Raw genomic sequence first — 25,847 nt, 5'->3', positions numbered from 1 at the left:
AGAAACAAGTCAGGTGCGGTGCGGCAGCCTCCGGAACCATGACGACGACACCAACGGTCTCCAGCCGCCGCCAGATGCTGAACAAGGTCCCCGAGATCACCGTCTTCTTCTGGGTGATCAAGATCCTCTGCACGACGGTGGGGGAGAGCTTCGCGGACTACATCAACGAGACCCTGGGCTTCGGCCTGACCAACACCACCGTGCTGTTCTCGGTGGCGCTGGTGGTGGTCCTGGTGGCCCAGTTCCGGGCCCGGGCGTACGTGCCGGGCATCTACTGGCTCGCGGTGGTGCTCATCAGCGTGGTCGGCACCCTGCTGACCGACAACCTCACCGATGCCCACAACGTCCCGCTGGCGCTGAGCTCGGCGGTCTTCGCGGTGCTGCTCGCGGCGGTCTTCGCGGCCTGGTACGCCCGTGAGAAGACGCTGTCGATCCACTCGATCAACACCACGCCGCGCGAGGGCTGGTACTGGCTGGTCGTGCTGGTCACCTTCGCCCTGGGCACCGCCGTCGGTGACTGGACGCTGGACCTGACCGGCTGGTCGCCCGGTGCCTCGATCCTGCTGCCCGCCGGCCTGATCCTGGCCGTGCTGGTCGCGTGGAGGTCCGGCGCCATCGGTGCGGTGCTGGCGTTCTGGCTGGCCTACATCCTGACCCGCCCGCTGGGCGCGAACATCGGCGACTTCCTGGCCTCGCCCAAGGCCGACGGCGGGCTCGACCTGGGCACCCTGGTCACCAGCCTGATCTTCCTGGGCGCCATCTTGGCGACGGTGGTCTACCTCAGCGTGACCCACGTCGACCGCACCGAGGACCACGCCGCGGTCCAGGACGAGACCCGCACCCCGGTCGCCGACCCGGTCGACTGAGGGCCGCGACCCGCAGGAGCACACCGTGCGACCACCCGTCCCGACGCGAGTCCTGGTGCTCACCGACACGGTCGGTGTGTCACCGGAGCTGCGTCGGGCGGTGTGGTCGACCTGCGAGCAGGCCACCTGGTACGACGTCGAGCTCCACCTGGTGGTCCTCAACCCGGCCCGCGCCGAGATCCACCTCCTGCACCCCCGGCGGCACCCGGAGGTGCAGCGCGCGGAGCAGGACCTGCCCGAGGCCCTGCGCCAGCTCCGCGAGGCACCGTCCGGACCGCGGGTGACCGGGTCGGTCTCGCTGCGGCACGACCCGATGGACGCGATCGAGGAGACCATCGCGGTCGAGCCGGTGCACGAGATCTGGCTCCACCTCGAGGAGCACGCTCGGGGGAGGCACCTCCACCAGGACCTGCCCCACCGGCTCGCGCACCTCGACCTGCCCGTGCGGGTCGTGCCGCACGAGGTGCGAGGTCGGCGGCCGGGCCCCGCCTGAGCCACGTCCACCGGCCCCGACCCGCCCCGACCCCCGTCGACCGTGGGGGTCCTTCGCCCACAGGAGCGGCACAGGTGGGCGCTGGGCGCGGCCCGGACGAGCACGCCTGCAGGTCAGCGAGCCGCCGGCGGAGTGGGGGTGAAGGCGATCGGGAACGACACGGCGCCGGTGTTGCCGGAGACCGGGAGCCAGACGCCGGGGCCGTCGGGCCGGGCGTCCGGCATCCGCTGGGCGAGCAGGGGGAGTGCCACCGCCATGTCGGCGCGGGCGACGAAGTGACCCAGGCAGTGGTGGACGCCGGCGCCGAACCCGAGGTGCGGCGGGTGGGTGACGGTGATGTCGAACGCGGCGTCGGGCATCGCCCGCGGATCGGTCCCGGCGGCGTGGGAGAGCATCTGGACGATCTCGCCGCGCGCGATGCGCAGGTCGTGGACCTCGACGTCCTCCAGGGCCTCCCGCGTCACCCAGGTGACGGTCGGGTTGACCCGCATCACCTCCTCCACGGCGTTGGCCCCGAGGTCCGGTCGCTGCGCGAGGAGCCGCCACTGGTCGGGGTGGGCCAGGAGGGTCTGGAGCGCCAGGCCCAGCTGGTTGCGGGTCGTCTCCATGCCGGCGAAGACCAGGAACACCAGGGCGACCCCCAGCTCGTCGTAGGAGAGGCGGCCCTCCTGCTGGGCCTGGACGATCAGCGTGACCAGGTCGTCCTGGGGGTGGTCGACACGGTCGGCGACGATGCGCAGACAGTAGTCGTGGAGGCCGTCGAGCGCCTCCTCGATCACCGGCACGTTGGCGGCGACGTCGACCCCGAAGGAGCGGCCGAGGTCGTCGGCCCAGTGGGCCACCCGGGGCCACTCCTCCTCGGGCAGCCCGAGCATGCGGCAGATGACCCGGGTGGAGTACGGCTCGGCGAACTCCTTGACGAACTCGACCCGACCGCGCTCGCTGAAGCCGTCGACGAGCTCGGTCGCGAGCTGCTGGAAGCTCGGCACCCAGCGGTGCACGGCCCTGCTGGTGAAGGCCGGTCGCAGCAGCCGGCGGATCCGGTCGTGCTCCTCGCCCTCCAGGCTGAGCAGCGTCTTCTTCCACCAGTCGCTGAACAGGCCGGAGTGGATGCCGTTCTGGGCCGGCCACTTCGCGTTGCCCTGGCTGAAGCGGCGGTCCTTGAGGAGCCGGTTCATCTCCTCGTAGCGCAGCACGGCGTACCCGTAGCTGGTCCGGACGTACCAGTCGCGCTCGCGGGCCTCGTGCACCGCGGGCGAGGTGACGTCGAAGGCGGGGTCGGCGAGGTCGAAGTACGTCTCGGACACGAGGGCATCCTCGGGGCGGTGCACGGCTCGTGGCAAGGTCGTCCCGAGCCCGTGGTTGCGCCCCAGCCACGGAGTCGCCGACCCCGGCCTCACCAGAGCAGTCGACCGACCAGGAGCACCCCGTGACCACCACGCAGACCGACGACCTCACCGTCACCGACGACGACCTGGCCCGCGGCCGTCGCGCCCACGAGCTGGACCGGCAGCACGTCTTCCACTCCTGGCAGGCGCAGCGCCTCTTCGACCCGATGACGATCGTGGCGGCGGAGGGCTCGCGCGTGGTCGACGGGGAGGGCCGCACGCTGCTGGACTTCTCCTCCCAGCTGGTCTTCACCAACGTCGGCCACCAGCACCCGCGCGTGGTGGAGGCCATCCGGGCCCAGGCCGCGACGCTGTGCACGGTCGCGCCCCAGCACGTCAACGAGGCCCGCTCCGAGGCCGCCCGCCTGATCGCCGAGATCACCCCGGGCGACCTGGACCGGGTGTTCTTCACCAACGGCGGCGCCGACGCGGTCGAGCACGCCATCCGGATGGCCCGCCTGCACACCGGCCGCAAGAAGGTGCTCGCCTCCTACCGCAGCTACCACGGCGGGACGCACCTGGCGATCAACACCACCGGTGACCCGCGTCGGATCGCCAACGACGACGGCGACGCCGGGGTGGTGCACTTCTTCACCCCCTACCTCTACCGCAGCCACTTCCACGCCGAGACCCCCGAGCAGGAGTGCGAGAGGGCGCTCCAGCACCTGGCCGACGTCATCGTGCTCGAGGGCGCCACCAACATCGCGGCGGTCGTCCTGGAGTCGATCCCCGGGACGGCCGGGATCATGGTGCCGCCGGCGGGCTATCTGGCCGGCGTACGCCGTCTGTGCGACCAGCACGGGATCATGCTCGTCACCGACGAGGTGATGTCGGGGTTCGGCCGCTCCGGGGCGTGGTTCGGGATCGAGCACGCGACCCACGACGGCACGGCGGTCGTCCCCGACCTGCTCACCTTCGCCAAGGGCGTCAACTCCGGCTACGTGCCCCTGGGCGGGGTCGCGATCAGCCCGGCGGTGGCCGAGACCTTCGCCGAGCGCGCCTACCCCGGCGGCCTGACCTACTCCGGCCATCCGCTGGCCTGTGCGGCGGCCGTGGCCACGATCGGGGCCATGCGCGAGGAGCGGATGGTGGAGAACGCCGAGCGGCTGGGCCGCGAGGTCTTCGGGCCCGGCCTGGAGGAGATCGCCGAGCGCCACCGCAGCGTGGGCGAGGTGCGTGGCGTCGGTGCCTTCTGGGCCGTCGAGCTGGTGGCCGACCCCGAGACGCGCGAGCCGCTGGCTCCCAACGGCGGGTCCAGCCCGGCGATGGCCGCGACCGTCGGTGCCCTCAAGGCGGGCGGCGTGCTGCCCTTCGCCAACTCCAACCGGATCCACCTGGTGCCGCCGCTCAACGTCAGCGACGCCGACGCCCGCCGTGGTCTGGAGGTCCTCGACGAGGCCCTCGAGGTCACCGACCGACACACCCGGTGAGCGCCGCGTGACCACGCTCGCCGAGCAGCGGCTGCTCGCCGCGGACGCCGGGGACACCGCGGTCGCCCACGAGCCCGTGGCCCCGGCGGACGTCCTCGCCGGCTCGCCCACGGCGGGCGCCACCGTCCTGCGCGCGGAGGCGCGCGTCGAGGTGGGGGTCTGGGAGATCACCGCGGGGACCGTGACCGACACCGAGGCCGACGAGGTCTTCGTGGTGCTCTCCGGCCGCGGCACCGTCGAGCTGGAGGACGGCTCGAGCATCGCGCTCCGGGTCGGCACCGTGGTGCGGCTGGTCGCGGGCGACCGCACCCGCTGGGTCGTGGAGGAGACGCTGCGCAAGGTCTACCTGACCCCGACCCTCGGCAGCTCATGAGCGCGCAGCAGGTCCTCCCTCCGGTGCTCGACCTCAGCGGTCGGGTGGCCCTGGTGACCGGGGCGGGCGCGCCGGACGGGATCGGGATGGCGACCGCGCGGCTGCTGGGCGCGCTCGGAGCCCGGGTCGCGGTGGCCGCGACCACGGACCGGGCGCTGGAGCGGGCCAGTGAGCTCGAGGCGGCCGGCGTCCGGTCGGTCGGGGTGGTCGCCGACCTCACCGTCGAGGACCAGGTCGCCGACGCCGTCGCCCGCGTCACCGGTGCCCTGGGTGCGCCGGACGTGCTGGTCAACAACGCGGGGATGACGAGCCTGAGCTCCCCGGGGACCAGCGACGGGGACGGCGGAGGCGAGGAGTCGGGATCGGTGGTCGACCTGAGCCACGCCCGGTGGCAGGCCTCGATCGCGCGCAACCTCGACACCGCCTTCCTGGTCACCCGGGCGGTGCTCCCCGGGATGCAGCAGCAGGGTTGGGGCCGCGTCGTGATGGTGGCCTCGCTCACCGGTCCGGTCATGGCCATGCGCGGCGAGGCGGCGTACGCCGCGGCGAAGGCCGGCATGGTGGGCCTGGCCCGGGCCGTGGCCGTGGACCACGCGCGGGACGGGATCACCGCCAACGCCGTCGCCCCGGGGTGGATCCGCACCGGCAGCCAGACCGCGGCGGAGGCCGACGAGGCGCGCCGGATCCCGGTCGGCCGCGGCGCCCACCCCGACGAGGTCGCCGCCTGCGTCGCGTTCCTGTGCAGCCCCGGCGCCGCCTTCGTGACCGGTCAGTGCCTCGCGGTCGACGGGGGCAACAGCGTGGCCGAGGAGCAGGGCTGAGGCGCGGTCCCGGCGCCGCGCCGTGGGCTCCTGGCCGCCGGACGCGACGGCGTGGCAGCGCTCGGCCCCGGGTCCACGAGGTGCCGTCCACGACGCGGTGCGACACTGGCCGACGGCTGGTCCACCCGGCCTGATCCGCCGACGAAGGGCCCTCCTGGCATGAGCACGACCTCCCCACCCGTCCCGGTGCACCGCCCGGCCGGGGCAGCCCTGGTCCTCGGGGCGCTGGGCATCGTGTTCGGCGACATCGGGACGAGCCCGCTCTACGCGCTGCGCACGGTCTTCGCGATCGACCACGGAGCCGTGCAGCCGGTGCCCGGTGACGTCTACGGCGTCATCTCGATGATGTTCTGGTCGATCACGATCATCGTCTCGGTGAAGTACGTCGGCGTGATCATGCGCGCCGACAACGACGGCGAGGGCGGGGTGATGGCGCTGGCCGCCCTGGCCCAGAGGCTGTACGCCGACCGGTCACGGGGTGGGGGCCCGCTGCTCCTGCTGGGCGTCGTCGGCGTGGCCCTGTTCTACGGCGACTCCGTCATCACGCCGGCGATCAGCGTGCTCTCCGCCGTGGAGGGGCTCGAGGTCGCCGCGCCGAGCCTGGCCCACGTGGTCGTCCCCGTGGCGGTCACCATCCTGACCGTGCTGTTCGCGGCCCAGCGGTTCGGCACCGGCAAGGTGGGGCGGCTGTTCGGGCCCGTGACGGTGCTGTGGCTGCTGGCCCTGGCCGTCGCCGGTCTGCGCGAGGTCCTGACCGACCTGTCGGTGCTGCGCGGCCTGTCCCCGACGTACGCCGTGAGCTTCGTCGTGGCCCACCCCGGCATCGCCTTCGTCGCCATGGGGGCGGTGGTGCTGGTCATCACCGGCGCCGAGGCGTTGTACGCCGACATGGGTCACTTCGGGCGGCAGCCGATCCTGCGCGCCTGGTTCCTGCTCGTCTTCCCGGCGCTGACGCTGAACTACCTGGGCCAGGCCGCGCTGATCCTGCACCACCCGTCGGCGGCCGGGAACCCGTTCTTCCTGCTGTTCCCGGACTGGGCGCGGCTGCCGATGGTCGTGCTCGCCACGCTGGCCACCGTCATCGCCAGCCAGGCCGTCATCTCGGGGGCGTTCAGCCTCTCGCGCCAGGCGACCCAGCTGGGGCTGCTGCCGCCCCTGACGGTCAAGCAGACCTCCGAGCACGAGGGCGGCCAGGTCTACATGCCCGGGGTCAACGCCCTGCTCTTCGTCGGGGTGGTGGCGCTGACGCTGACCTTCCAGACCTCCGCCCACCTCGCGACGGCGTACGGCGTCTCGGTCACCGGGGCGCTCGTGGTCGACACGATCCTGCTGCTGGCGGTCGCGCGGGTGCTGTGGTCGTGGCCGGTGTGGAAGATGGTGCTGGTCGCGGTGGCCTTCGGTGGCGTCGAGGCGGCCTTCCTGAGCGCGAACCTGTCCAAGGTGGCGCACGGCGGCTGGCTGCCCCTGCTGATCGCGATCACGGTGTTCACCGTGATGACGACGTGGCAGCGCGGTCGCGAGCGCGTGCGGGCCGTGCGCACGGCCAAGGAGGGCTCGCTGCACGAGTTCATCGCCGACGTCCACGAGCGGGGGGTCCCGCGCGTGCCCGGCGTCGCGGTCTTCCCGCACCCGGGCAAGGACACCACCCCGCTGGCGCTGCGGGCCAACACCGAGCACAACGGGGTGCTGCACGAGAACGTCATCGTGGTCTCGGCCCGGGCCCTGAACGTGCCCCACGTCCCGGTCGACGAGCGGCTCGCGGTCGACGACCTCGGCCAGGACGACGACGGCATCCAGCACGTCACGCTGAGCTTCGGCTTCAGCGACGCCCCGGACCTCCCGGCCGCGCTGGAGCACGCCGCCGCCCAGGGCCTGCTGGAGGAGTGCACCGGCGACGTCACGCAGGCGTCGTACTTCATCTCCCGCGGCGCGGTGCGGCGCGGCCACGACGCAGGGATGTCGCGGTGGCGCAAGCAGCTCTTCGTCGTGCTGGCGCACAACGCCGCCGACCCGGCCGACTACTTCGCGCTCCCACCCGACCGGACCATCACCGTGGGCAGCGAGGTGCTGGTGTAGCCACCGACCCGGGCTCGCGGTTGGGCCTACGCCGCCGCGGTCGGTGCGTCAAGGTCCTCAGGACCCTGGTGCCCGGGATCGGGACGGGCGGAGCATGGCGGCCGGTCTCGGAATCCGCGATGAGGGGGACGCCATGGCCAGGACAGTCGTGTACGCCGGGACCAACGCCGATCAGGCCCGGGACCCCGACGGTCCCGCGTCCAAGATCGCGAAGTACGTCCCCGCCGAGCTGATCGCGATCTCGACCCTGTTCTTCTCCAGCTTCACCATCACGGGTCGGACCATCTGGGTCGTCGTCGCGATCGGGGCCGTGCTCAACGTCGTCTACCTGCTCTCGGTGTCGATGAGCGCCAAGGACACCCCCTCGCCGAAGCTCTACTTCTACGTCCTGTCGGCGGTCGCGTTCGTGCTCTGGTCGATGGCCACGATCGACGTGGTGGCGAAGGAGGCCGGCCTCAGCGGCAGCACCAGCGACGGGCAGCGGGCCTTCGTCCTGGCCTTCGCCGCCTTCGCGATGCCGGCGTTGGACACGCTCTTCTCGAGCGTGAAGCTCGGCAAGAAGTGACGCGTCAGGCCGCGCGGCGCGCCGAGCCGCGCGACCGTCGGGTGAGGCGGCTCCACAGGCCGGTGCGCGTCGCCGGCACCACCTGCGGGGCCAGGGCCCGGGCCAGCGTCGCGGCGAGCACGCCGGTCTCCGAGCGGGACAGCACCCGCGGCCGCAGCCGGACGGCCTCGACCAGACCGGCGGTGGTCGCCACCAGCACGCCGTCGACCACCGCGCCGTCACCGGCCGCCTCGTCCAGCAGGGCGGCGGTGACCACGGCGCGGTAGCGGGCGGGCAGCACGGCCGTCACCGCGGCGGCGGCCGACGCGGCCGGCACGGAATCTGCGGATCCCGTCAGCTGTCGGAGGACCACGTGCACGCCGGTCGGGCCGAGGACCACGGCGTCCACCGGGACCGCGGTGCCGTCCGCGGTGGGGACCAGCACGTCGTGCCACTGCGACCAGGCCGGGGGCGCCAGCGGGAACGGTGAGGTCGCGGTCGTCGTGCTCCGCGGGACCGCCCGACGCGGGCGGGTCGGCAAGGACGTCACCGGCGCGAGGGCCGGGTGGTGCGGCGCGTCTGGCAGGGTCGTGCGGGCGGTCGCCATGAGCATGTGGTGGGTCCTCCGAGGTCGAGACCGAGCCTAGGTCCTCTGGTCCGTGGGGGAGGGCGAACCGCCCAAATCGTCACACGCGTCACACGGGTCACACCCGACCCAGGAGTCGGGCAGGCTCAGCCGACGACGCGGCTGCCGGCCCGGAGCACGGCATCCCGGACGTGGCCGAGGGCGGACCGGGCCGCGCCCCGCTGCTGGTGCTCGAGACGGAGCTCGTCGCACACGCGGACGACCCCGGGCCGCGCCACGTCGGCGTACACCCCCAGGAAGCGGTCGTCGGTCCCGACCAGGGCCCGGCTCAGGCGGCGTCGGCGCTCCAGGTCGGGCTGCTCGCGGGTCGGGACGACGCAGCGCACGGTCGGCATGGTCACCGGGAGCACGGCCTGCGCGCCGAGGTGGAGGTGGGCGCCCACCCACTGCCTCTCCGGGTGCGCCGCGTGGTCGCCGTCGGCGAGCTCGACCAGGACCGTCGGACGGAAGCGGTGCACCGCAAGACCGCCGGGACCGTCCTCGACGGTGTCGTCCTGCGGGTCCGTGGCCAGCGCCTCGCCGAGCGCCCGCACGGCGTGGGTGGTCAGCAGGTGCACCGGGGCGATGTCGGCGAAGGTGCCGGGCGGGGTGCTCCAGCGCGCCACGGCGGCCAGCGTGCGGACCGGCATGGCGGCGGCGTCGGGGAGCGGCTCGTCGTCGGCGAGGCCGAGCTCGCGACGCACCGCGGCCGCGCTGGTCAGCCCGCCCCGGTGCGCCGCCCGGTCGTCGAGCCGGGGCAGCGGCACCAGGGCGACGTCGCGGTCGCACAGCTCTGAGAGCCGCTGGTCGAGCCGGGGGTCGCCGCTGCGGAGCCGCTCGGCGTCGGGCAGCGTGACCAGGACGGGGACCGGGTGACCGGGACCGGCGTTGGGGCCGGGCTCCTCGGCGTACGTCGCGGTGCAGCGCAGCAGCGCGGGCAGCCGTCGCGCCGAGGTGGTGCGGCGGTCGGCGAGGTCGTGGACGGCCCAGAGCCGGTCGGCGTGCACCCCGCGCGCGTCCAGGCCGACCGAGTCCACCCGGGCCCCGCCCATCGACTTCACGGGGTAGCGCCACAGCTCCGCGACGCGTCCGACGGGGGCGGCTGGGCGGCTCACGTGCCGCAGAAGGTCTGGTACGTCGCCGCGAGGTCGGCCGGTCCGGGCTCGGCGTAGCGCTCCAGGCCGGCGCGCTCGTCGTACGGCGCGCTGACGGCCTCGAGCAGCCGGGTCAGCGGGGCCAGGTCACCCTCGGTGGCGGCCTCGAGCGCCTCCTCCACCAGGTGGTTGCGCGGGACGTAGACGGGGTTGACCCGCGCCATCGCCTCGGCGTCGGGCTCGAGCCCGCGCCACTTCTCCAGCCAGGCGTCCAGCCGCGGCAGGTCGAGCACGACGCCGCGCACCGGCTCCAGGTCGCCGCGCGCCGCGGTCACCAGGTGCCGGAAGAAGGTGGTGTGGTCGGGGTGGCTCTCGCGCAGCACCCCCACCAGCTCGGCGACGAGGTGGTCCGCGACGGAGTCCTCGACGCCCTCGGGCAGGCCCAGCTTGGCGCGCATGCCGGTCGACCAGGCGGCGTCGTACGCGCCCCGGAACCCGCCGAGAGCCTCGACCGCGAGCTCGATGGCGCGGTCCTGGTCGTCGTGGACGAGGGGGAGCAGGGCCTCGGCCAGGCGGGCGAGGTTCCACTCGGTGATGCTCGGCTGGTGGCCGTAGGCGTAGCGCCCGCCGGTGTCGATCGAGCTGAAGACGGTGGCCGGGTCGAAGGCGTCCATGAACGCGCACGGCCCGTAGTCGATGGTCTCCCCGGAGATCGTCACGTTGTCGGTGTTCATCACGCCGTGCACGAAGCCGACCAGCATCCAGCGGGCGACCAGCGCGGCCTGGGCCGCCACGACGGCCTCGAAGAGCGCCAGCGCGGGGTTGTCGGCGTCCGCGGCCCCGGGGTGGTGGCGGGCGATGGCGTGGTCGGCCAGTCGGCGCAGCAGGTCGGTGTCGCCGGTGGCGCGGGCGTACTGGAAGCTCCCGACGCGCAGGTGGCTGCTCGCGGTCCGGGCCAGCACGGCGCCGGGCAGCACCGCCTCGCGCTGGACGGGTCGGCCGGTGGCGACCACGGCCAGGGCGCGGGTGGTCGGGATGCCGAGGGCGTGCATCGCCTCGCTGATCACGAGCTCGCGCAGCATCGGGCCGACGGCAGCGAGGCCGTCACCGCCCCGGGCGAAGGGGGTGCGTCCGGAGCCCTTGAGGTGCAGGTCGCGGACCGTCCCGTCGCGCAGGGTGAGCTCGCCGAGCAGGAGCGCGCGTCCGTCCCCGAGCCGGGGGGAGTAGCCGCCGAACTGGTGGCCGGCGTACGCCTGGGCGACCGGGCGCGCGCCCTCCGGCACCGCGGTGCCGGTCAGCAGGCCGAGGCCCGCCTCGCTGCGCAGGTGCTCGGCGTCCAGGCCCAGCTCCGCGGCCAGCGCCTCGTTGAGCACGAGCAGCTGCGGCGCCGGGGCCTCCGCGGCCTGCCACGGGAGCGCCAGCTCGGGCAGCTCCCGCGCGAAGCGGTCGGTCAGGGTCACGGCGTACGCCGGTGCGGAGCTCACCGTCCCAGCCTACGGACCGGCGGGCTGGGACGGTGAGCGGCGAGCACCGGGTCAGCTCAGGTGGTGCGGCTCCACCAGGCGCTGCTGACCGCCGTCGGGCTCCGACGAGGCGCCCGTGACGGCGCCTTCGGGGCGACCCGTGGTGGGAGCGTCGATCGCGGAGGGCGCGAGCCGCACCACGACGGACTTGTACGCCGGCTGGTTGCTGCCCTCGGCCTTGGAGTCCAACGAGATCAGCGGGTTGGTCTCGGGGTAGTACGCCGCCGCGCACCCGACCGGGGTGTCGTAGGAGACGACCCGGAACCGCTCGACCGTGCGGGTCGAGCCGTCCTCCCACTCGCTGGTGATGTCGACGTGCTGGCCGTCGCGCAGACCCTGGGCCTCGATGTCGCGGGGGCTCAGCAGCACCACCTGGCGACCGTTCTTGATGCCGCGGTAGCGGTCGTCGAGGCCGTAGATGACGGTGTTGAACTGGTCGTGGGAGCGCATGGTCTGCAGCAGCAGCCGGCCCTCGGGCACCTGGAGCACCTCGGTGGGGCTGACGGTGAACACCGCCTTGCCGACCTCGGTGTCGAAGGTGCGGCTGTCGCGCGGCGGGTGCGGCATGACGAACCCGCCCGGCTGGTCGACCTTCTCCTCGTAGCCCGCACACCCCGGCACCATCCGGCCGATGCGGCGACGCAGCTGGCGGTAGTCGTCGCGGAAGTCGGCCCACGGGATGTCGTGGCGGTCGCCCAGCGTGGCCATCGCCATCGAGGCGATGATGTCGACCTCGGAGCGCAGGTGCGGGGAGGCCGGCTCGAGCGGGCCGTGCGAGGCGTGGACCGCGCACACGGAGTCCTCGACGGTGACCCGCTGCGGGCGGCCGCCGGTGAGGTCCTTCTCGCTGCGACCGAGCGGGGGCAGGATCAGCGCCTCGCGACCGTGCACGACGTGCGAGCGGTTGGGCTTGGTGGAGACCTGCACGGTGAGGTCGGCCCGGCGCAGCGCGTCCTCGGTGACGTTGGTGTCCGACATCGCGGCGACGAAGTTGCCGCCGAGACCGAAGAACACCTTGGCCCGGCCGTCGCGGAACGCCTTGACCGCGGCGACGGCGTCGAGGCCGTGCTCACGCGGCGGCTCGAAGCCGAACTCGTCGCGCAGGGCGTCGAGGAAGTGGGCCGGCGGGCGCTCCCAGATCCCCATCGTGCGGTCGCCCTGCACGTTGGAGTGGCCGCGCACCGGGAAGAGGCCGGCGCCGGGCTTGCCGATGTTGCCCTGGAGGAAGGCCAGGTTGGAGATCTCCTTGACGTTCGCCACGCCGTTGCGGTGCTGGGTGATGCCCATCGCCCAGCAGTAGACGGTCTTCTTGGAGCCCGCGACCATCCGGGCGGCCTCCTCGATCTCCGCGCGCGACAGCCCCGTCGAGGCGAGCACGAGGTCCCAGTCCAGGGCGCGCAGGTGGTCGGCGTACGCCTCGAAGCCGTGGGTGTGCTGCTCGATGAAGTCGTGGTCGAGGTTGCCCCACTCCAGCAGCAGCGAGGCGATCGCCTGGAACAGCGCGAGGTCGCCGTTGATGCGGACCGGGAGGAAGAGGTCGGCGATGGTGGTGCCGCGCCCGACGACGCCCTTGGGGTTCTGGGGGTTCTTGAACCGCACCAGGCCCGCCTCCTTGAGCGGGTTGATCGCGATGATCTTGGCGCCGTTCTTCTTCGCGATCTCCAGCGCGCTGAGCATCCGCGGGTGGTTGGTGCCGGGGTTCTGCCCGGCGATCACGATCAGCTCGGCCGTGTGGACGTCCTCGAGGGTGACCGAGGCCTTGCCGATGCCGATGACCTCCGCGAGGCCGACCGAGGTCGATTCGTGGCACATGTTCGAGCAGTCGGGGAGGTTGTTGGTGCCATAGGCGCGCACGAACAGCTGGAAGGCGAACGCCGCCTCGTTGGAGACCTTGCCCGAGGTGTAGAACACGGCCTCGTCTGGCGAGGCCAGCCCGTTGAGGTGGGTGGAGATCCGGTCGAAGGCGTCCTCCCACGAGATCGGCTCGTAGTGGGTGGCGCCCTCGCGCAGCACCATCGGCTCGGTGATCCGGCCCTGCTGGCCGAGCCAGTAGTCGGTGCGTCCGGCCAGGTCCTCGAGGGAGTGCGCGGACCAGAACTCACGTCCGGCCTGGCGCAGCATCGTCTCGTCGGTGACGGCCTTGACGCCGTTCTCGCAGAACTCGGCGGTGTGGCGGTGGTCGGGGGAGGGGTCGGGCCACGCGCAGCCCTGGCAGTCGAAGCCGTCGGCCTGGTTGAGCTTGAGCAGGGTCTGGGCCGTCCGGCGCACGCCCATGCCCTGGAGGGCTCGGTTCATGCTGACCGCGACCGCGGTCGGGCCGGCGGCGTGGTCCTCGGGGTGGGTGACCTCGAGGTCCCTCTCGTCGATGTCGTGCTGGGGTGCCTGACGGCTCATGGGACTGCCTTTCGTCGCGCGCCGGATACCCCGCGCCAACAGTCTTCATACCCCTCGTCACCGACGGGTCCGGTCCCCAGGGGGGTCTGGGGACCGCAGCCCGGCCGGCGCGTCGCGACTCGGCCCAGGTCAGGCCGGTGTGCCGACCTGCTGCACCGCCACCTGCAGGGCGCGGAGCTCCTCGGCGACCGCCTCGAGCCGCACGGCGTTGGTCTGCTGGAGCTCGGCGAGGACGGCCGCGAGCAGCTCGTTGGTGGTGGCGAGCGCGTCCTGCACTGCGCCGATCCCGGACAGGTTGTTGAGCACGGCTCCTCCAGAGGGTTCGGGAGCCGTGTCCGGGCACGCACCTGGGGCTCCTGGTGCTCAGTGAACAGTCGTGCACTGGCGGGGTCAAGGACCCGGGAGGCCGCGTCGCCGTCCAGCCCGTCGCCCAGCCCGTCGCCCAGGTGCCCGTCCGGTGGGAGGGTGGGGCGATGGGTGGGGAGACGTCGGTGTCCTGGGCGCAGGCCCTGGCGTGGCGGCTGGACCGCCAGCTGCTCGCCCCCGCCGGGTCGGAGCCGGTCGCCGGCGTCGTACGACGGCTGGGTGCGGTGCTGTCGATGGACGGGGGCCTGGCCGAGCTGGCGGTGCGGACCCGCCGGCAGGAGTCCGCCCCGGGTGAGCTCCTGGCCGCGCGGGCCGCCGGCGAGGTGGTCACGGCGTTCGCGTTCCGCGGCGCGGTGCACCACCTCTCGCCCGAGGACGGAGGCACCTACCTGGCCCTGCGGTCGGCGGGCCGGCAGTGGGAGCTGCCGAGCTGGGTCGAGCACTACCGGCTGAGCGCCGAGCAGTGGCCCGACTTCCGGGCCGCCGTGCGCGAGGCGCTGGCGGGAGGACCGCTGACCGTGGCCGAGCTGGGGCAGGTCCTCACGGCCGAGGCCGCCTACCGGCACCTCGCGACGGTGTTCGCCGACGGTGCGTGGACGCTCCTCAAGCCGCTGAGCTGGCAGGGCGACGTCAGCCTGGGCGTGCCGCGCGACGGCACGGTCACCCTCCAGCGGCTCGACCTGAACCCCCGGTGGCGCGGTGTGCCCGACCTCGACGAGGCGGGTCCGCGCGCGATCCTGGCCTACCTGCGGACCTACGGCCCGGCCACGCCGGACCACGTGCAGTACTGGCTCGGCGAGGGCCTCAGCGCCGGCCGGGCACGACTGAGGTCCTGGTTCGCCGGGCTCTCTGACCAGGTGGTGGCCCTCGACGTCGGGGGCACCACGGCGTACGTCGTGCGCGACGACGTCGACGACCTCGAGGCGGCCCGCCCGTCCGAGGCCGTGCGGCTCCTGCCCGGCCACGACCAGTGGGTGATCGGTCCAGGCACCAAGGACCCCCACGTGACCCCACCCGCCCTCCGGCCCCTGATGACCCGCAAGGCGAACCCGCTCGTCGTCGGGGGCGTCGTGCGCGGCACCTGGACGAGGACGGGCGACCTGCTCGCGGTGACCTGGCGCGACGCCGGCCCCCGACCGGACGCCGCCATCGCCCAGGAGGCCGCGCGCCTGGGTGGGCTCCTCGACCGCGACCTCGCCCTGGAGCTGACCTCCTCGTCGGCCTGAGGTCCTGCGCCCGACAAACCCGTGGTGCTGCTCGGCCGGTGCCTGGGAACATCGCGCGATGACCTACTCCCTCGACCGGGCACGCGCCGACCACGAGGCCGGCCGCCTGTGGAAGGCGAGGGACCGGCTGCACGGGCTGCTGCGCGACCGTCAGGACGAGGAGCTGCTCGACCTGCTCGCCACGGTGCACCTCGAGATGGGCGACCTGCCCGCGGCCGGTGCGCTCTGGTTCGTGACCGGCCGAGCCGACGAGAGCGCCGACCTCGCGATCCGTGCCTGGCGGGAGCGCCGCGGGAGCGAGGAGGCGCGGTGGGCCAGCATCCCCGGTCCGGTGCGACACGGGAAGCTGCCCGGGCACCTCGAGGAGCTCCGCAGGGCCGCGCAGCTCGAGGCCACGCAACCCAGGCCGGTGGGGGACGGGCCGGTCTCGCGCCCGCCCGTCCCGTGGTGGGCCACGGACGCCCTGGAGCCGCTCGTCCTCTGGTCGATCACCCTGGCCCTGCTCGGCCTACTCGGGATCGGCTTCTGGACGGTGGTCCGCTGGATCTTCGGCTAAGGCAGCCAGGACCCCTGCTTTGTGGTGGATCGCGTGCACCTGGTGCGTGCGATCCACCACAGATCCCCCGCCGGGTGCCGGGGGCGGCGGCCGTCGCCGTGTGCGCCGGGGTCGGGTCCGGGTTCGTGGTCGCGGCTTCCACCACGGGTGTCACGTCCGAGGCGGGTCCGACGTGGATGTCTGCCAGTGACGCACGACCTCGGCCGCGACCTGGTCGGGCGTGCGGCCGGCGACGTGGACGGTCGCGTCGGCCAGCAGGCGGAACGAGCGCGACGCGACGAAGGTGCGGTTGAGCTCGTGCACGACCTCGGCCTGGTCCCCGACGCGTGGGCGCAGGAAGTCGTTCGAGGCCTCGACCGAGTCGTACGGCAGGCGCAGCACGACGAAGTGGCCCTCGAGCGCGGCGGCCACCCGGTCCAGCAACGGCCCGTGCGGGAAGTCGGCGTGGCCGGCGCCGAGGTCGAGGACGGCGTCGGTGTGGTCGACGACCACCCTCTCGACGGCGTCCGCCTCGAACGGCTTCCAGTAGCGGGTCAGGCCGAAGACGTCTCCGGTCGCCAGGAGCTGGAGGGCGGTGACGTCGTCGTACCCGGCGCGGCGGTAGTACTCGAAGCGCACCTCGTCGACCGAGACGGTCGACCGCCCCAGCAGGTCAGCGACGATCGGCGCGACCGTCGACTTGCCCACGCCGATCGGACCGATCAGGACGAGGTGGGCCATCGGGCGAACCTACCGTCGCCGGCCACCCCGGCGTGGTGGGCGTACGCCGAGGCCGACCGCGGGTAGAACAGCGTCGTCCGCCTCCGCGCTGCACCGGGCTCCGCGTCGGGCGCCACCTCACCGGGAGCAGCATGCCTGCCGACTACGACGCGTTCGCGCAGGTGTACTCGACCGAGAACGAGTCCAACCTCTACAACGCCTACTACGAGCGCCCCGAGATCCTGCGCCTGGCCGGGGACGTCGCCGGGCTGTCGGTGCTCGACGCCGGCTGCGGCTCGGGACCGCTGACCGCCGCGCTGCGCGACCGCGGCGCCGTGGTCACCGGGTTCGACGTCAGCGCCGGGATGGTCGACCTGGCCCGGGCGAGGCTGGGAGACGACGTCGACCTGCAGGTCCTCGACCTCGCCGGTCCGCTGCCGTACGCCGACGCGCAGTTCGACCTCGTCACGGCCTCCCTGGTGCTGCACTACCTGCCGGACTGGGCCGCAGCGCTCACCGAGCTGCGGCGGGTCCTCAGGCCCGGCGGTCGCGTGCTGGTCTCGGTCAACCACCCGACGATCTTCCCGCTGGTCTACCCCGAGAAGGACTACTTCGCGGTGACGGAGTACGCCGAGGACTTCGTCTTCGACGGCGAGACCGTGTGGCTGACCTTCTGGCACCGGCCGCTGCACCTGATGGTGAGCGCGTTCGTGGACGCCGGGTTCAACGTCCGGGGCGTCGGCGAGCCGCCACCGTCCCCGGACACCCCTCCCGCGCTGCTGCCGGCGACGAAGCCGACGGGCCGGTTCATCTGCTTCCTGTTCTTCGACCTCGAGGCTCGGTAGCGCCGCCCGGGGCGCCGCCCGCGCGCTCCTGCGCCAGGAACCGCTCGACCCGCCGGTCGGGCACGAGCCAGATCAGCGCCACGGTGACGTACGGCGCCAGCGCCAGCCACGGGCTCACGAACGCCAGGGCGATGCCGGTCAGGTAGAGGACCGGGGACACCTTGCCCTTGAGGTCGTTGCCCATGGCGCTGCGCACGCGCTCACCGGTGCCAGGCACGCGCAGGATCTGGGCCTGGAGCAGGCCGAAGGCGATCGCGGCCGCGACGAGGTTGACGCCGTACACGACGGTCGGGGTGCGGGCGAGGTCGGACTCGTCGAGCCAGGCCGTGGTGAAGGGGTGCTGGTCGTCGCCCACAGCGCGTGCAGCGTCGGCTCGTCAGGCGCCTTCAGCTCCAGCACCATGATCGTGATGATGATGGCGAGCACGCCGTCGCTGAACGCCTCGAGCCTCGTGGTCGACATCCGCCGAGCCTAGGGACGTGCAGCCGCCGGGTCGAGCGCTCAGGCACCGTCCTCGGTGAGGCTCGTGGGCGGCAGCCAGTCGGCGCCGAGCAGCTCGGCCAGGGCGGCCAGGCCGGTGGTGTCGCTGCCGACGGTGTCGGAGGCGGCGGCGATGCGCTCGACCATCACCTTGCCGACCTGCTCCTCGACGGTGCCCTCGGCGTACGCGACGTGCCAGGGGGAGACCTGGTGGTCGCGGTGGGTGCGACCGGTGACCTGGCGCCCGGCGATGCCGGAGAAGCGGGCCTGGTGGAAGACGCCCACGCGCGGCTCGGTGCTCGCCTGGCGGCCGCCCGGGAGGGTCTCGCCGGCGTGCAGGCTGATGGAGGCGACGGTGGTGAAGACGCAGACCGTGGCCTGCCCGGTCTGGAAGCGCAGCCGCTCGGCCTCGGGGTCGAACCGGTCGCGGCCGTAGATCGTGGCGACCTCGAGGCCGGAGTCGCGCAACCGGTCGGCGATGGGGTCGGCGGCGGTCGCGACGAACTCGACCGAGCACGCCACCTGCCGCTCCGCCTGCACCTGCTGGACGATCCAGTCGACCGTGGAGTCGACGCGGATCAGGCCGGCCTTCTGGCGGAAGCGCAGCAGCGCGGCCCGGCCCTTGGCGGTGTTGCGACCGCGTCGGGCGAGGTCCATCTCGCGGCAGAACTCACCCCACTCCGCCTCGTACGCCGTCCGCTCGGCCGGGGTGAGCGCCACCGGCATCCCCGAGATCGGCACCGGCCCCCACGGCGCCGCGCGGTGCAGCATCGCGGCAGGCCGCTCGTCGGCCAGCCAGCCGCGGACCAGCTTCAGGTCGGCCGCGCGCCGGGCCGGGTCGGTGGTCCAGGTGGCGCCGTACAGTCCCTGCTCGACGCCCACGCCGTGGCGCTCCAGCGCGGCGGCGAACGTCGGCCCCGGCTGGGTCGCGGAGGTCCACGCCCTCATCGGCTCGCCGAGCACCTGGGCGTACGCCGGCGCGAGGTAGGGCAGCTCCAGCGGCGTGTGCCCGGGCGTGGCGGTCGTCGCGATCACGAACGGCGCCCGGTCGTGCGGCTGGGAGTGCCCGGAGATCCGCGCCCAGTGCTTCCACCGCTTGGTCGTCGTGCGCCGCAGCGCGTGGGCCTCGTCGGCGATGATCACGTCCCAGGTGTGGCCCGCGACCTTCTCCAGCCGGTCCCAGGTGATCACCACCCACTCCAGGCCGCTGTCGCCGAGCGCGGTGATCGTGCGGCACCAGTGACCGATGGTGATCGCGGCGGGCCGGTCGGCCACGACCAGCACGCGCTGGGCGCCTCGCAGGTCCCCGACCGCCGAGGCCCCGAGGACCGCCGAGATCGTCTTGCCCACGCCGGGCTCGTCGGCGAGGAGGAACTGCCGACCGCCCGCCTCGGCTCGTGCGGCGATCGCGTCGGCGGCCTCGAACTGGAGCCGCCGCGGCTCGAGCGTCTCGGTGGGCTCGGGGACCGGGGTCGGGTCGCCGGGGTTCAGGGAGTTCTCGATGAACCGCCCGAGCGTGTGCGGCCCGGGGGAGTACGCCGCGAGGTGCTGCGGCAGCACCCGCCCCACGTGGAGGTGGGTCCTGACCGCGGAGTGCCACGTCGCGCCCTCGACCTGGGTGCCGTAGGGCACGTCGAGCACCCACAGCCGCTCCCCGGGCCCCACGGCCGGCAGCGGCCTCGGGGTCTGGCGCGACCCGCCCCGACGTGACGGCCCGCCGCGCTTCCGGGTGCCGGATCGGCGGGTGCTGGCCACCCGGGGACGCTACCGGGACCGGTGCCGCGCACCGGGTCGGCTCGCCCACGGCCGACGCGCCATCGACGCAGGAGGCGCCGACGCAGCGCTCAGAGCTCTTCGCGCACCGGGGGCGTGCGCAGGCTGCGGACGATCATGCCCACCCCGACGGCTCCGACCACGACGCCGATCACGGCCCAGATCACGTGGCCGCTCATGCCGGACCCGCCGACGACGTCGAGACCCTGGAGGATCCAGAGCAGACCCAGCAGCACCAGGAGGGCACCGATCACGCGACTGACGTTTCGTCCCATGCCGGCCAACGTACTCCCCAGGGGAGACGGGCTACCTTCGACGGATGCAGCGTTGGTGGGCCCGCCGATCCTCCGCGCCGGCCACCGACGATGCCGCCACGCCGCCGGCTCCGGCGCCGGGCCCAGGTCCGACGGAGGACGGACGGCCGGTGGGCCGTCGGGTCGTGGTCGGGCTGCTGGGCGTCGGCGCGCTCGGCATCGTCACCGGCACCCGGGCCCAGGACACGCTGACGTCGCTCCTGGCGCCGGTGCAGCTGCGTGACCCGACCGGGCTCACCTCGATGCTGCCGCTGGGCGACACCTTCCGGTTCTACTCGGTCACGGGCGGCGCGCCGACCCGCGACGCCACGACGTACCGGCTCCAGGTCAGCGGCCTGGTCGACCACCCGGTCAGCCTCACGCTGGACGACCTGCGCGCGATGCCGCAGACCCGCCTGGTGCGCGACTTCCAGTGCGTCACCGGCTGGCGGGTCCCGCAGGTGCACTGGAGCGGGGTGCGGCTCTCCGACGTCCTGGACCGGGCCGGGGTGCAGACGGCGGGCCGGGCGCTGCGGCTGAGGTCGTTCGACGGGACCTACACCGACAGCCTGACCCTGGACCAGGCGCGGCTCCCCGACGTCCTGGTCGCGCTGGAGATGCTCGGCAGCCCGGTCACGCACGACCACGGCGGGCCGGTGCGGCTCTACGTCGCCCCGATGTACGGCTACAAGAGCGTGAAGTGGCTCTCCGGCATCGAGGTCACCGACGCGGTGGTCCCGGGCTACTGGGAGCAGCGGGGGTACGACGTCGACGGGTTCGTCGGCAGGTCGAACGGGCGGGGGTCCGATGAGCGCACCTGAGCCCGGGACGCCGCCGGAGACCGGCCAGAGGATCGACCGGTTCGGCCGGGCGACGCGGTGGGTGCACTGGCTGACCGCGATCTTGATGGGCACCTGCATCCTGACCGCGGCCGTCCTCTACAACGGCTCGCTCTCCGTCCTGGTCGGCCACCGCTTCGTGGTCGAGCAGCTCCACGTGTGGTCCGGGCTGGTGCTCCCGGTGCCGATCGTCGTCGGCATGGCCGACCGGGCCTACCGCGACGACGCGCACCGGCTCAACCGCTTCACCTCGCGCGACTGGGCCTGGCTGCGCTCGCGGACGCGCCGCGACGGCACGATCGAGGTCGGCAAGTTCAACGCCGGTCAGAAGCTCAACGGCGCGCTGTCGGCCGGCTCGATCGGCGTTCTGCTGGTCTCCGGGGTCGTCATGTACGTCACCCACCTCGCGCCGTTGGCCTGGCGCACCGGCGCGACCTTCGTGCACGACTGGTTCGCCCTCGCCGTCGGCCTGCTCGTCCTCGGCCACGTCGTGATGGCGAGCCGGGACCCGCACGCCATGGCCGGGATGCGCACCGGTCGGGTCCCGCTGCGGTGGGCCCGTCGTGAGCACGCCGCCTGGGCGCGCGAGGTCGCCGGAGAGCCACCCGCCGTCACCGCGCAGCGCGGCCAGGTCGGGCCGGGTGGTCCGTCCGTCGGAGACGGCCGCTCGAGTCGGTAGCGTGCGCAGGCATGACGACACTGGTGGCACGGTTCGCGGTCGACGGGTGGGACCCACGCAACGTGGACGGGGTCGAGGACTGGGTCGGCGTGGCGCGCATGACCAAGTCCTTCACCGGCGGCCTGGTGGGCACCTCCGTGGTGCTGTTCCTGTCCTCGGGGGTCGAGGGCTCGCGCTCCTACCTCGCTGCCGAGCACATCACCGGCACCACCGACGACGGTCGCAGCGGGACCGTGACCGTCCACCACGGCGCGGTCGAGGGCCGACCGGAGGCGGCGTTCGGCTTCGTCGTCGAGCAGTCCGGCACCGGGGACTTCATGGACTGGTCCGGCCAGGCGCGCATCGAGCACGACGACGACGGCCCCTTCTTCGTCCTCGACCTCGCCTGACGCCCGGGTTCGCGCCGAGGCGCGGGAGTCCTCTGGCCGGATGACGGCAGGTCACCGACCGGGTTCTGGCTGCTGCGAGCGAGGGACGGCGAGGTCGACCAGGGTTCCCCCGTGGTCGCTCAACGCGACGCCGTCGATCGTCCTGTTCCAACCGTCGACCCGTGTCACGGTCAGGTTGCTGCGGCCGGGGCTCGCACAGATGTGGTCGATGGGCGGGTGCTCGAGCAGGCCCTGAGCGAAGTTGCCGGTCGTCGTCAGGCACGTGAGGTCCGCCCTCGCCAGCTCGACGTTCAGGAGAGCACGACACTTCCTGCTGCCGTAGAAGTGCCGACCTCCCAGGTCCTGGTTCAGGTCACCCGCCACGACGAGGGTCGCGAAGGGAAAGGAGCGGCGGAGCTCCGCCCACTCCTGCCCCTGGTGCGCCACCACGCGACGGAACTCGCTCCAACCTCGACCGGGGTTCTTCTCGTCGGGCCCGACATCGCCGTTCCAGGGCAGGACGGTGCCGTAGACGACGAGCTCGCCTGCGTCGCCGGCGTCGAGCCGTGCAGCGACGCACCGGCTCGGATCGTCGGTCGGGAGGCACTCCATCACCGGGAGCGAGGTCCACAACGTCGTCCACCGGCCTCCCGGGGTCGCGTACCGCTGCGTCGAGTGGAGGGCCGTGTGGGTGCTGCTGAGATCGAGGTCGTCGTGGGTCTCCGTCAGCACCCAGACCTGGGCGGCCAGCGACCGGAGGTGCGCGGACCGCCTGCGGTTCTTCTCGACCCCTCGCGCGTACTCGACGTTCCAGGTGCCGATCCGCACGTCGCTCATCGGGGTGGACCTGCGTCCTGCTCGGTCTCCAGCCTCTCGGTGAGCCCCGCGGCCATCCCGGCGATCGTGACCAGGTCGAAGAAGCCGCCGCCGACCTCCGCCAGCCGCACGCGCTTCACGCCGGCCAGCCGCAGCCGCAGCGCGACACGGGTGGCGTCGGGACCACCGCCGTCCTCGGTCAGCGTGATGGCCCACGTCAGCCGGATCCGGCCGCGCCGGGACCGGTAGACGAGCACGTGCGGCGCGTCGACCTGCGCGACCTCGAAGGTCGCGTCGCGCCCGTAGTCGGGGACGACGTCGCCGACCTGCAGGTCCTGCCAGCGCGGGTCGACGTGGCGCAGGGCGCGTCCCGACCGTGGCAGCAGGCGCTCGACCCGGGCGGGCAGGTACCACCGGCCGCGCCCCTTGCCGAGCTGGGCGATCCACGGCCAGACCTTCTCCGGCGTGCCCGGGACGGTGAACCCCCGGTCCATCACCACGGTGGCGTCCGGCACGAGGTCGTCCCCGGGCACGGGCGAGGTGCGCTCGGCGTACGTCGCTCGGACCCGGGCGAACGGGCGCTTCACCCGCGCACCGGCGCGTCAGGCACGGGCCGGTAGCGCAGGGCGATCGCGCCCGACCGGAACTCGCGGCGATCCACGAGCTCGAGCCGGACGCGCGCACCGAGGCCGGCGAGCAGGGTCGGTCCGTGCCCGGCGATCATCGGCTGCACGAGGAACTCGTACTCGTCGACCAGGTCCAGGTCCGCCAGCGCGCGGGGGAGCGTCACGCCACCCACCCACAGGCCCTCGCCCGGCTCCTGCTTGAGCCGGCGCACCGCCGGCCCCAGGTCACCCGTCACCAGCTCGGCGTTCCAGTCGACCTCGACCAGCGTGCTCGACACGACGTGCTTGCGCGCCCGGTCGATGGCCTCGGCGAACGCGACCTCCGCCTGATCCATCCAGTCCGGCCACGCGCCGGAGGCCGGCCGACGCCAGGCGGACTCCATCATCTGGTAGGTCGTCCGGCCGAGCAGCAAGGCGTCCGCCCGGGCCATCTCGTCGGCCCAGTAGCGCATCGACTCCTCGTCCGGGGGAGGCCCGGCCTCGTGGTGGCAGCAGCCGTCGAGCGTGGTGTTGATCGAGTAGCGGAGCGGTCTCACGGTGGTGACCCCCGTCGTGGGCGGAGCGGGCTGGGCGCCGGGTCGTACGCCGGCGTACGGCTCAGAACTCCGACATCTTGTCCCAGCCGTCGCGGTCGGCGGCGTCGATGTACATAATGTCGGGGCGCTCGGCGATGTACTGCTTGGCGTCGCCGTCCACGCCGTTCTGGAAGTGGTCGGTGTTGACGTGGGCCTCGCCGGCCGCCTTATCGGTGAAGGCCTCGATGGTGAGGATCGTGTCGGGGTCGTCGACGCTGACGAAGTGCTCGTAGAACATGTTCCCGGGCTCGGCGCGGGTCGCGTCGGTGTAGGCCTGGCTCGCGGCGAGGTAGGCCTCCGCCGTGCCGGGCTTGAGCTTCTTCTTCACGGTGATGTAGATCAAGACGTCCTCCTGGTTCGGGTGCAGGCGCCGGGTGCACCTGCTCCGCCTCGCACTCTCGCACGACGCCCCCGACGGCGGCACACCGTCAGCCTCGTCCGCCCCTTCCTCGGGGTCGGCGTCGGTCCTACGCTGCTGGGATGGTCGCGTTGGATCACGGAACCGGCTCGCGGTCGAGTGCCGCGGTACGGGAGTGGCTGCGCGCGACGTCCACGCTCGTGGCCGCCGGGCTCGTCCTGGTCGGCCTGGTCTTCGTCTACCTGGAGAGCCAGTCGGCCTCCCGCGTCTACTGGGTCGGGGACACGACGACCGGCACGATCCGCGACGGCCTCGTCTACTACCGGGTGGACGGCGAGAACTACACGCTCAACACCACCGCGTTCCCGGCCCGCCCCACCCCGATCACCGTCTACTACGAGTCGAGCGACCCCTCCCAGGCGCTGTACTACCGGCCCACCCGCTGGGTCGAGGGCCCCGCCATCGCGGTGTGGTTCGTCGCCGCCGCGGTGGTCCTGGTCGTCGCCCCCGTACGCCGCCGCAAGGCCCGCCGCAGGGGAGCCTCCGAGCCGGACTGGGCGCACGCCTACCTGACGGAGCGGTCGCGGGGGCGCTGATCCGTCGCCGTGCCCGCCACAGCGACATGCAGTTCACGCTCGGATCGGGCACGTTGCGGCGTCGCGGGGTGGGGAGCAGGCCGAACTGCATGTCGAAATGGCGTGCCTCCACAGCCCCCGAGTCCCGTGGAGCGGGGTGGCGTCGTGTGTAGCCTCGCCGCGTGCAGCATGACGCGGCCTGGGCCCGGCGGGCGCAACGAGAGCTACGTGACCTGCTGAACGAGTGGGACCCGATCGGCGTCCTCGGTCCCGGCCGCGGCGGACCCGTGGACGAGTATGACTGCATCCGCGACCCGCTGATCTCGCACCTCCTCCGAGGCGACACGGAGCACGAGGTCGCCGAGTTCCTGCGCGCCGAGCTGACCGACCACTTCGGCCTGGACCAGTCCCTCGTGACCCAGGGCGTCGTCGACCGGATCTTCCGCTGGTGGGAGGGGGTCGTCAGTACCAGCCGACGCGCTGGGAGTGACCCCACGCGCCCTGGGGATCCGCGTAGCGCGCGGCGATGTAGGCCAGACCCCAGGTGATCTGGGTCTCCGCGTTGGTGGCCCAGTCGGGAGCGACGTCCGCCATCTTCGAGCCCGGCAGCGCCTGCGGGATGCCGTAGGCACCTGAGGAGGCGTTCTTGGCCAGGTGGTTCCAGCCGGACTCGCGCTGCCACAACGCGTCGAGGTACTGCCACTGATCGGCCTTGAAGCCGAACTGGAGCATCAGGTGGTACCCGACTGCCCGGTTGGAGTCGGGGCTGACGTCGGTGGGCAGCACCTCGGGAGCGGCGCTGGACATGGACGCGGCGATGCGCTCCGCGCGCTTGGCCAGCTGCTCCATGATGATGCGGTGCGGCACGCGAGCGGCGGCGCCGGTGCGCTCGAGCGGAGCCTGCGTCCTCGTGGGGGTCGGTGCCTTGGGAGTCTGCGTCGCCACCGGCTGTCCGGACGGGGCCTGCGTCGACGGTGCGGCTGCCTCGGGGGTCTGCGTCGCGACCGGTCCTCGGGACGAGGCGCGCTTCGATGGCGTGGCCGCGTCGGACGCCCTCGGCACGGGTGCTGCGCAACCAGCGGTCAGGAGCGCGACGATCAGCGGCGCCACGACCCCGACGGCTGGCCGCCCGGGAACGCCTCGGTA

The 25,847-nt window shown here is 73.2% G+C and carries 29 protein-coding genes; 14 read left to right on the top strand and 15 right to left on the bottom strand.

Features of this window, described 5'->3' with window-relative positions; translation table 11 throughout:
* Positions 1–38: 38 nt before the first annotated feature.
* Positions 39–866: a COG4705 family protein gene (locus ACYVDA_RS15545; RefSeq protein WP_460819332.1), complete on the top strand. Its 828-nt coding sequence runs from the start codon at positions 39–41 to the stop codon at positions 864–866.
* 25 nt (positions 867–891) lie between these two features.
* Positions 892–1,359: a hypothetical protein gene (locus ACYVDA_RS15540; protein WP_460819331.1), complete on the top strand. Its 468-nt coding sequence runs from the start codon at positions 892–894 to the stop codon at positions 1,357–1,359.
* A 113-nt stretch (positions 1,360–1,472) separates the two neighbouring features.
* On the opposite strand, the gene ACYVDA_RS15535 is transcribed toward ACYVDA_RS15540, so the two are convergent.
* Positions 1,473–2,666 (bottom strand): cytochrome P450, encoded by a 1,194-nt coding sequence (locus ACYVDA_RS15535; protein WP_460819330.1) that lies wholly within the window; start codon positions 2,664–2,666, stop codon positions 1,473–1,475.
* A gap of 122 nt (positions 2,667–2,788) precedes the next feature.
* On the opposite strand from ACYVDA_RS15535, the gene ACYVDA_RS15530 reads away from it, so the two are divergent.
* From ACYVDA_RS15530 to ACYVDA_RS15510, 5 genes are all read left to right on the top strand, one after another.
* The gene (locus ACYVDA_RS15530) at positions 2,789–4,177 is read left to right on the top strand and encodes an aminotransferase class III-fold pyridoxal phosphate-dependent enzyme (protein ID WP_460819329.1); all 1,389 of its coding nucleotides are present in this window, start codon (positions 2,789–2,791) and stop codon (positions 4,175–4,177) included.
* A 7-nt stretch (positions 4,178–4,184) separates the two neighbouring features.
* Positions 4,185–4,550 (top strand): cupin domain-containing protein, encoded by a 366-nt coding sequence (locus ACYVDA_RS15525; protein ID WP_460819328.1) that lies wholly within the window; start codon positions 4,185–4,187, stop codon positions 4,548–4,550.
* Positions 4,547–5,371, top strand: coding sequence for an SDR family NAD(P)-dependent oxidoreductase (locus tag ACYVDA_RS15520; protein ID WP_460819327.1), 825 nt, complete (start codon positions 4,547–4,549; stop codon positions 5,369–5,371). Before ACYVDA_RS15525 ends, ACYVDA_RS15520 begins: the two co-directional genes overlap by 4 nt.
* 159 nt (positions 5,372–5,530) lie before the next feature.
* A complete protein-coding gene (locus ACYVDA_RS15515; RefSeq protein ID WP_460819326.1) occupies positions 5,531–7,447 on the top strand; it encodes a potassium transporter Kup in 1,917 nt (638 codons plus the stop codon).
* Positions 7,448–7,580: 133 nt separating this feature from the next.
* Positions 7,581–8,012, top strand: coding sequence for a hypothetical protein (locus tag ACYVDA_RS15510; RefSeq protein ID WP_460819325.1), 432 nt, complete (start codon positions 7,581–7,583; stop codon positions 8,010–8,012).
* A 4-nt stretch (positions 8,013–8,016) separates the two neighbouring features.
* Here ACYVDA_RS15510 and ACYVDA_RS15505 read toward each other — a convergent pair whose 3' ends face one another.
* The 5 genes from ACYVDA_RS15505 to ACYVDA_RS15485 form a co-directional block, all read right to left on the bottom strand.
* On the bottom strand, positions 8,017–8,604 hold the full coding sequence (locus ACYVDA_RS15505) for a hypothetical protein (RefSeq protein WP_460819324.1): 588 nt from the start codon (positions 8,602–8,604) through the stop codon (positions 8,017–8,019).
* A 119-nt stretch (positions 8,605–8,723) separates the two neighbouring features.
* The gene (locus tag ACYVDA_RS15500; RefSeq protein WP_460819323.1) at positions 8,724–9,731 is read right to left on the bottom strand and encodes an MOSC domain-containing protein; all 1,008 of its coding nucleotides are present in this window, start codon (positions 9,729–9,731) and stop codon (positions 8,724–8,726) included.
* Positions 9,728–11,194, bottom strand: a complete 1,467-nt coding sequence (locus ACYVDA_RS15495) for a protein adenylyltransferase SelO (RefSeq protein WP_460819322.1) — start codon at positions 11,192–11,194, stop codon at positions 9,728–9,730. The genes ACYVDA_RS15500 and ACYVDA_RS15495 overlap by 4 nt, the downstream gene beginning before the upstream one ends.
* Before the next feature lie 51 nt (positions 11,195–11,245).
* The gene (locus tag ACYVDA_RS15490; protein WP_460819321.1) at positions 11,246–13,627 is read right to left on the bottom strand and encodes an FdhF/YdeP family oxidoreductase; all 2,382 of its coding nucleotides are present in this window, start codon (positions 13,625–13,627) and stop codon (positions 11,246–11,248) included.
* 129 nt (positions 13,628–13,756) lie between these two features.
* The gene (locus ACYVDA_RS15485; RefSeq protein WP_460819320.1) at positions 13,757–13,933 is read right to left on the bottom strand and encodes a hypothetical protein; all 177 of its coding nucleotides are present in this window, start codon (positions 13,931–13,933) and stop codon (positions 13,757–13,759) included.
* A gap of 167 nt (positions 13,934–14,100) precedes the next feature.
* On the opposite strand from ACYVDA_RS15485, the gene ACYVDA_RS15480 reads away from it, so the two are divergent.
* Positions 14,101–15,219: a DNA glycosylase AlkZ-like family protein gene (locus ACYVDA_RS15480; protein ID WP_460819319.1), complete on the top strand. Its 1,119-nt coding sequence runs from the start codon at positions 14,101–14,103 to the stop codon at positions 15,217–15,219.
* A gap of 58 nt (positions 15,220–15,277) precedes the next feature.
* On the top strand, positions 15,278–15,775 hold the full coding sequence (locus tag ACYVDA_RS15475; RefSeq protein WP_460819318.1) for a DUF6584 family protein: 498 nt from the start codon (positions 15,278–15,280) through the stop codon (positions 15,773–15,775).
* Positions 15,776–15,925: 150 nt separating this feature from the next.
* Here the strand turns inward: ACYVDA_RS15475 and ACYVDA_RS15470 are convergent, their stop codons facing one another.
* On the bottom strand, positions 15,926–16,495 hold the full coding sequence (locus ACYVDA_RS15470; RefSeq protein ID WP_460819317.1) for a hypothetical protein: 570 nt from the start codon (positions 16,493–16,495) through the stop codon (positions 15,926–15,928).
* 131 nt (positions 16,496–16,626) lie between these two features.
* Here ACYVDA_RS15470 and ACYVDA_RS15465 point away from each other — a divergent pair, with 131 nt between their 5' ends.
* Positions 16,627–17,319 carry a class I SAM-dependent methyltransferase gene (locus tag ACYVDA_RS15465; RefSeq protein ID WP_460819316.1) on the top strand — a complete coding sequence of 231 codons (693 nt, stop codon included), beginning with the start codon at positions 16,627–16,629 and terminating at the stop codon, positions 17,317–17,319.
* Here ACYVDA_RS15465 and ACYVDA_RS15460 read toward each other — a convergent pair.
* The 3 genes from ACYVDA_RS15460 to ACYVDA_RS15450 form a co-directional block, all read right to left on the bottom strand.
* Positions 17,282–17,674, bottom strand: a complete 393-nt coding sequence (locus ACYVDA_RS15460) for a TMEM175 family protein (RefSeq protein WP_460819419.1) — start codon at positions 17,672–17,674, stop codon at positions 17,282–17,284. The two genes, ACYVDA_RS15465 and ACYVDA_RS15460, sit on opposite strands and share 38 nt — an antisense overlap.
* 146 nt (positions 17,675–17,820) lie before the next feature.
* Positions 17,821–19,554, bottom strand: a complete 1,734-nt coding sequence (locus ACYVDA_RS15455; RefSeq protein WP_460819315.1) for a DEAD/DEAH box helicase — start codon at positions 19,552–19,554, stop codon at positions 17,821–17,823.
* Positions 19,555–19,643: 89 nt separating this feature from the next.
* Positions 19,644–19,847, bottom strand: coding sequence for a hypothetical protein (locus ACYVDA_RS15450; RefSeq protein WP_460819314.1), 204 nt, complete (start codon positions 19,845–19,847; stop codon positions 19,644–19,646).
* Between the two features lie 149 nt (positions 19,848–19,996).
* Here ACYVDA_RS15450 and ACYVDA_RS15445 point away from each other — a divergent pair, with 149 nt between their 5' ends.
* The 3 genes from ACYVDA_RS15445 to ACYVDA_RS15435 are packed head-to-tail and all read left to right on the top strand — an operon-like array spanning position 19,997 to position 21,772.
* The gene (locus ACYVDA_RS15445; RefSeq protein ID WP_460819313.1) at positions 19,997–20,686 is read left to right on the top strand and encodes a molybdopterin-dependent oxidoreductase; all 690 of its coding nucleotides are present in this window, start codon (positions 19,997–19,999) and stop codon (positions 20,684–20,686) included.
* Positions 20,673–21,383, top strand: a complete 711-nt coding sequence (locus tag ACYVDA_RS15440) for a cytochrome b/b6 domain-containing protein (protein ID WP_460819312.1) — start codon at positions 20,673–20,675, stop codon at positions 21,381–21,383. The genes ACYVDA_RS15445 and ACYVDA_RS15440 overlap by 14 nt, the downstream gene beginning before the upstream one ends.
* An 11-nt stretch (positions 21,384–21,394) precedes the next feature.
* Positions 21,395–21,772: a DUF3224 domain-containing protein gene (locus tag ACYVDA_RS15435; RefSeq protein ID WP_460819311.1), complete on the top strand. Its 378-nt coding sequence runs from the start codon at positions 21,395–21,397 to the stop codon at positions 21,770–21,772.
* Positions 21,773–21,823: 51 nt separating this feature from the next.
* On the opposite strand, the gene ACYVDA_RS15430 is transcribed toward ACYVDA_RS15435, so the two are convergent.
* From ACYVDA_RS15430 to ACYVDA_RS15415, 4 genes are all read right to left on the bottom strand, one after another.
* Complete coding sequence (locus ACYVDA_RS15430; protein ID WP_460819309.1) at positions 21,824–22,588, bottom strand: endonuclease/exonuclease/phosphatase family protein; 765 nt, start codon at positions 22,586–22,588, stop codon at positions 21,824–21,826.
* On the bottom strand, positions 22,585–23,154 hold the full coding sequence (locus ACYVDA_RS15425) for an SRPBCC family protein (protein WP_460819308.1): 570 nt from the start codon (positions 23,152–23,154) through the stop codon (positions 22,585–22,587). Before ACYVDA_RS15425 ends, ACYVDA_RS15430 begins: the two co-directional genes overlap by 4 nt.
* Positions 23,151–23,729, bottom strand: a complete 579-nt coding sequence (locus ACYVDA_RS15420; RefSeq protein WP_460819307.1) for a dihydrofolate reductase family protein — start codon at positions 23,727–23,729, stop codon at positions 23,151–23,153. Before ACYVDA_RS15420 ends, ACYVDA_RS15425 begins: the two co-directional genes overlap by 4 nt.
* Before the next feature lie 61 nt (positions 23,730–23,790).
* On the bottom strand, positions 23,791–24,111 hold the full coding sequence (locus tag ACYVDA_RS15415) for a putative quinol monooxygenase (RefSeq protein WP_460819306.1): 321 nt from the start codon (positions 24,109–24,111) through the stop codon (positions 23,791–23,793).
* 137 nt (positions 24,112–24,248) lie between these two features.
* Here ACYVDA_RS15415 and ACYVDA_RS15410 point away from each other — a divergent pair, with 137 nt between their 5' ends.
* On the top strand, positions 24,249–24,722 hold the full coding sequence (locus ACYVDA_RS15410) for a hypothetical protein (RefSeq protein ID WP_460819304.1): 474 nt from the start codon (positions 24,249–24,251) through the stop codon (positions 24,720–24,722).
* Between the two features lie 441 nt (positions 24,723–25,163).
* Here ACYVDA_RS15410 and ACYVDA_RS15405 read toward each other — a convergent pair whose 3' ends face one another.
* The gene (locus ACYVDA_RS15405) at positions 25,164–25,646 is read right to left on the bottom strand and encodes an aggregation-promoting factor C-terminal-like domain-containing protein (protein WP_460819303.1); all 483 of its coding nucleotides are present in this window, start codon (positions 25,644–25,646) and stop codon (positions 25,164–25,166) included.
* Positions 25,647–25,847 lie beyond the last annotated feature (201 nt).

This window comes from Nocardioides korecus, assembly GCF_054778395.1.
Note: the sequence above shows the minus strand (reverse complement) of the source record. Positions and strands in the feature narration are given on the sequence as shown.

Bases quoted from the DNA above. Each gene is read 5' to 3' on its own strand.
- ACYVDA_RS15430 (WP_460819309.1), bottom strand. From the start codon at position 22,588: ATGAGCGACGTGCGGATCGGCACCTGGAACGTCGAGTACGCGCGAGGG.
- ACYVDA_RS15475 (WP_460819318.1), top strand. From the start codon at position 15,278: ATGACCTACTCCCTCGACCGGGCACGCGCCGACCACGAGGCCGGCCGC.
- ACYVDA_RS15515 (WP_460819326.1), top strand. From the start codon at position 5,531: ATGAGCACGACCTCCCCACCCGTCCCGGTGCACCGCCCGGCCGGGGCA.
- ACYVDA_RS15435 (WP_460819311.1), top strand. From the start codon at position 21,395: ATGACGACACTGGTGGCACGGTTCGCGGTCGACGGGTGGGACCCACGC.
- ACYVDA_RS15545 (WP_460819332.1), top strand. From the start codon at position 39: ATGACGACGACACCAACGGTCTCCAGCCGCCGCCAGATGCTGAACAAG.
- ACYVDA_RS15480 (WP_460819319.1), top strand. From the start codon at position 14,101: ATGGGTGGGGAGACGTCGGTGTCCTGGGCGCAGGCCCTGGCGTGGCGG.
- ACYVDA_RS15410 (WP_460819304.1), top strand. From the start codon at position 24,249: ATGGTCGCGTTGGATCACGGAACCGGCTCGCGGTCGAGTGCCGCGGTA.
- ACYVDA_RS15490 (WP_460819321.1), bottom strand. From the start codon at position 13,627: ATGAGCCGTCAGGCACCCCAGCACGACATCGACGAGAGGGACCTCGAG.
- ACYVDA_RS15505 (WP_460819324.1), bottom strand. From the start codon at position 8,604: ATGCTCATGGCGACCGCCCGCACGACCCTGCCAGACGCGCCGCACCAC.
- ACYVDA_RS15450 (WP_460819314.1), bottom strand. From the start codon at position 19,847: ATGGGACGAAACGTCAGTCGCGTGATCGGTGCCCTCCTGGTGCTGCTG.
- ACYVDA_RS15470 (WP_460819317.1), bottom strand. From the start codon at position 16,495: ATGGCCCACCTCGTCCTGATCGGTCCGATCGGCGTGGGCAAGTCGACG.
- ACYVDA_RS15520 (WP_460819327.1), top strand. From the start codon at position 4,547: ATGAGCGCGCAGCAGGTCCTCCCTCCGGTGCTCGACCTCAGCGGTCGG.
- ACYVDA_RS15510 (WP_460819325.1), top strand. From the start codon at position 7,581: ATGGCCAGGACAGTCGTGTACGCCGGGACCAACGCCGATCAGGCCCGG.
- ACYVDA_RS15465 (WP_460819316.1), top strand. From the start codon at position 16,627: ATGCCTGCCGACTACGACGCGTTCGCGCAGGTGTACTCGACCGAGAAC.
- ACYVDA_RS15440 (WP_460819312.1), top strand. From the start codon at position 20,673: ATGAGCGCACCTGAGCCCGGGACGCCGCCGGAGACCGGCCAGAGGATC.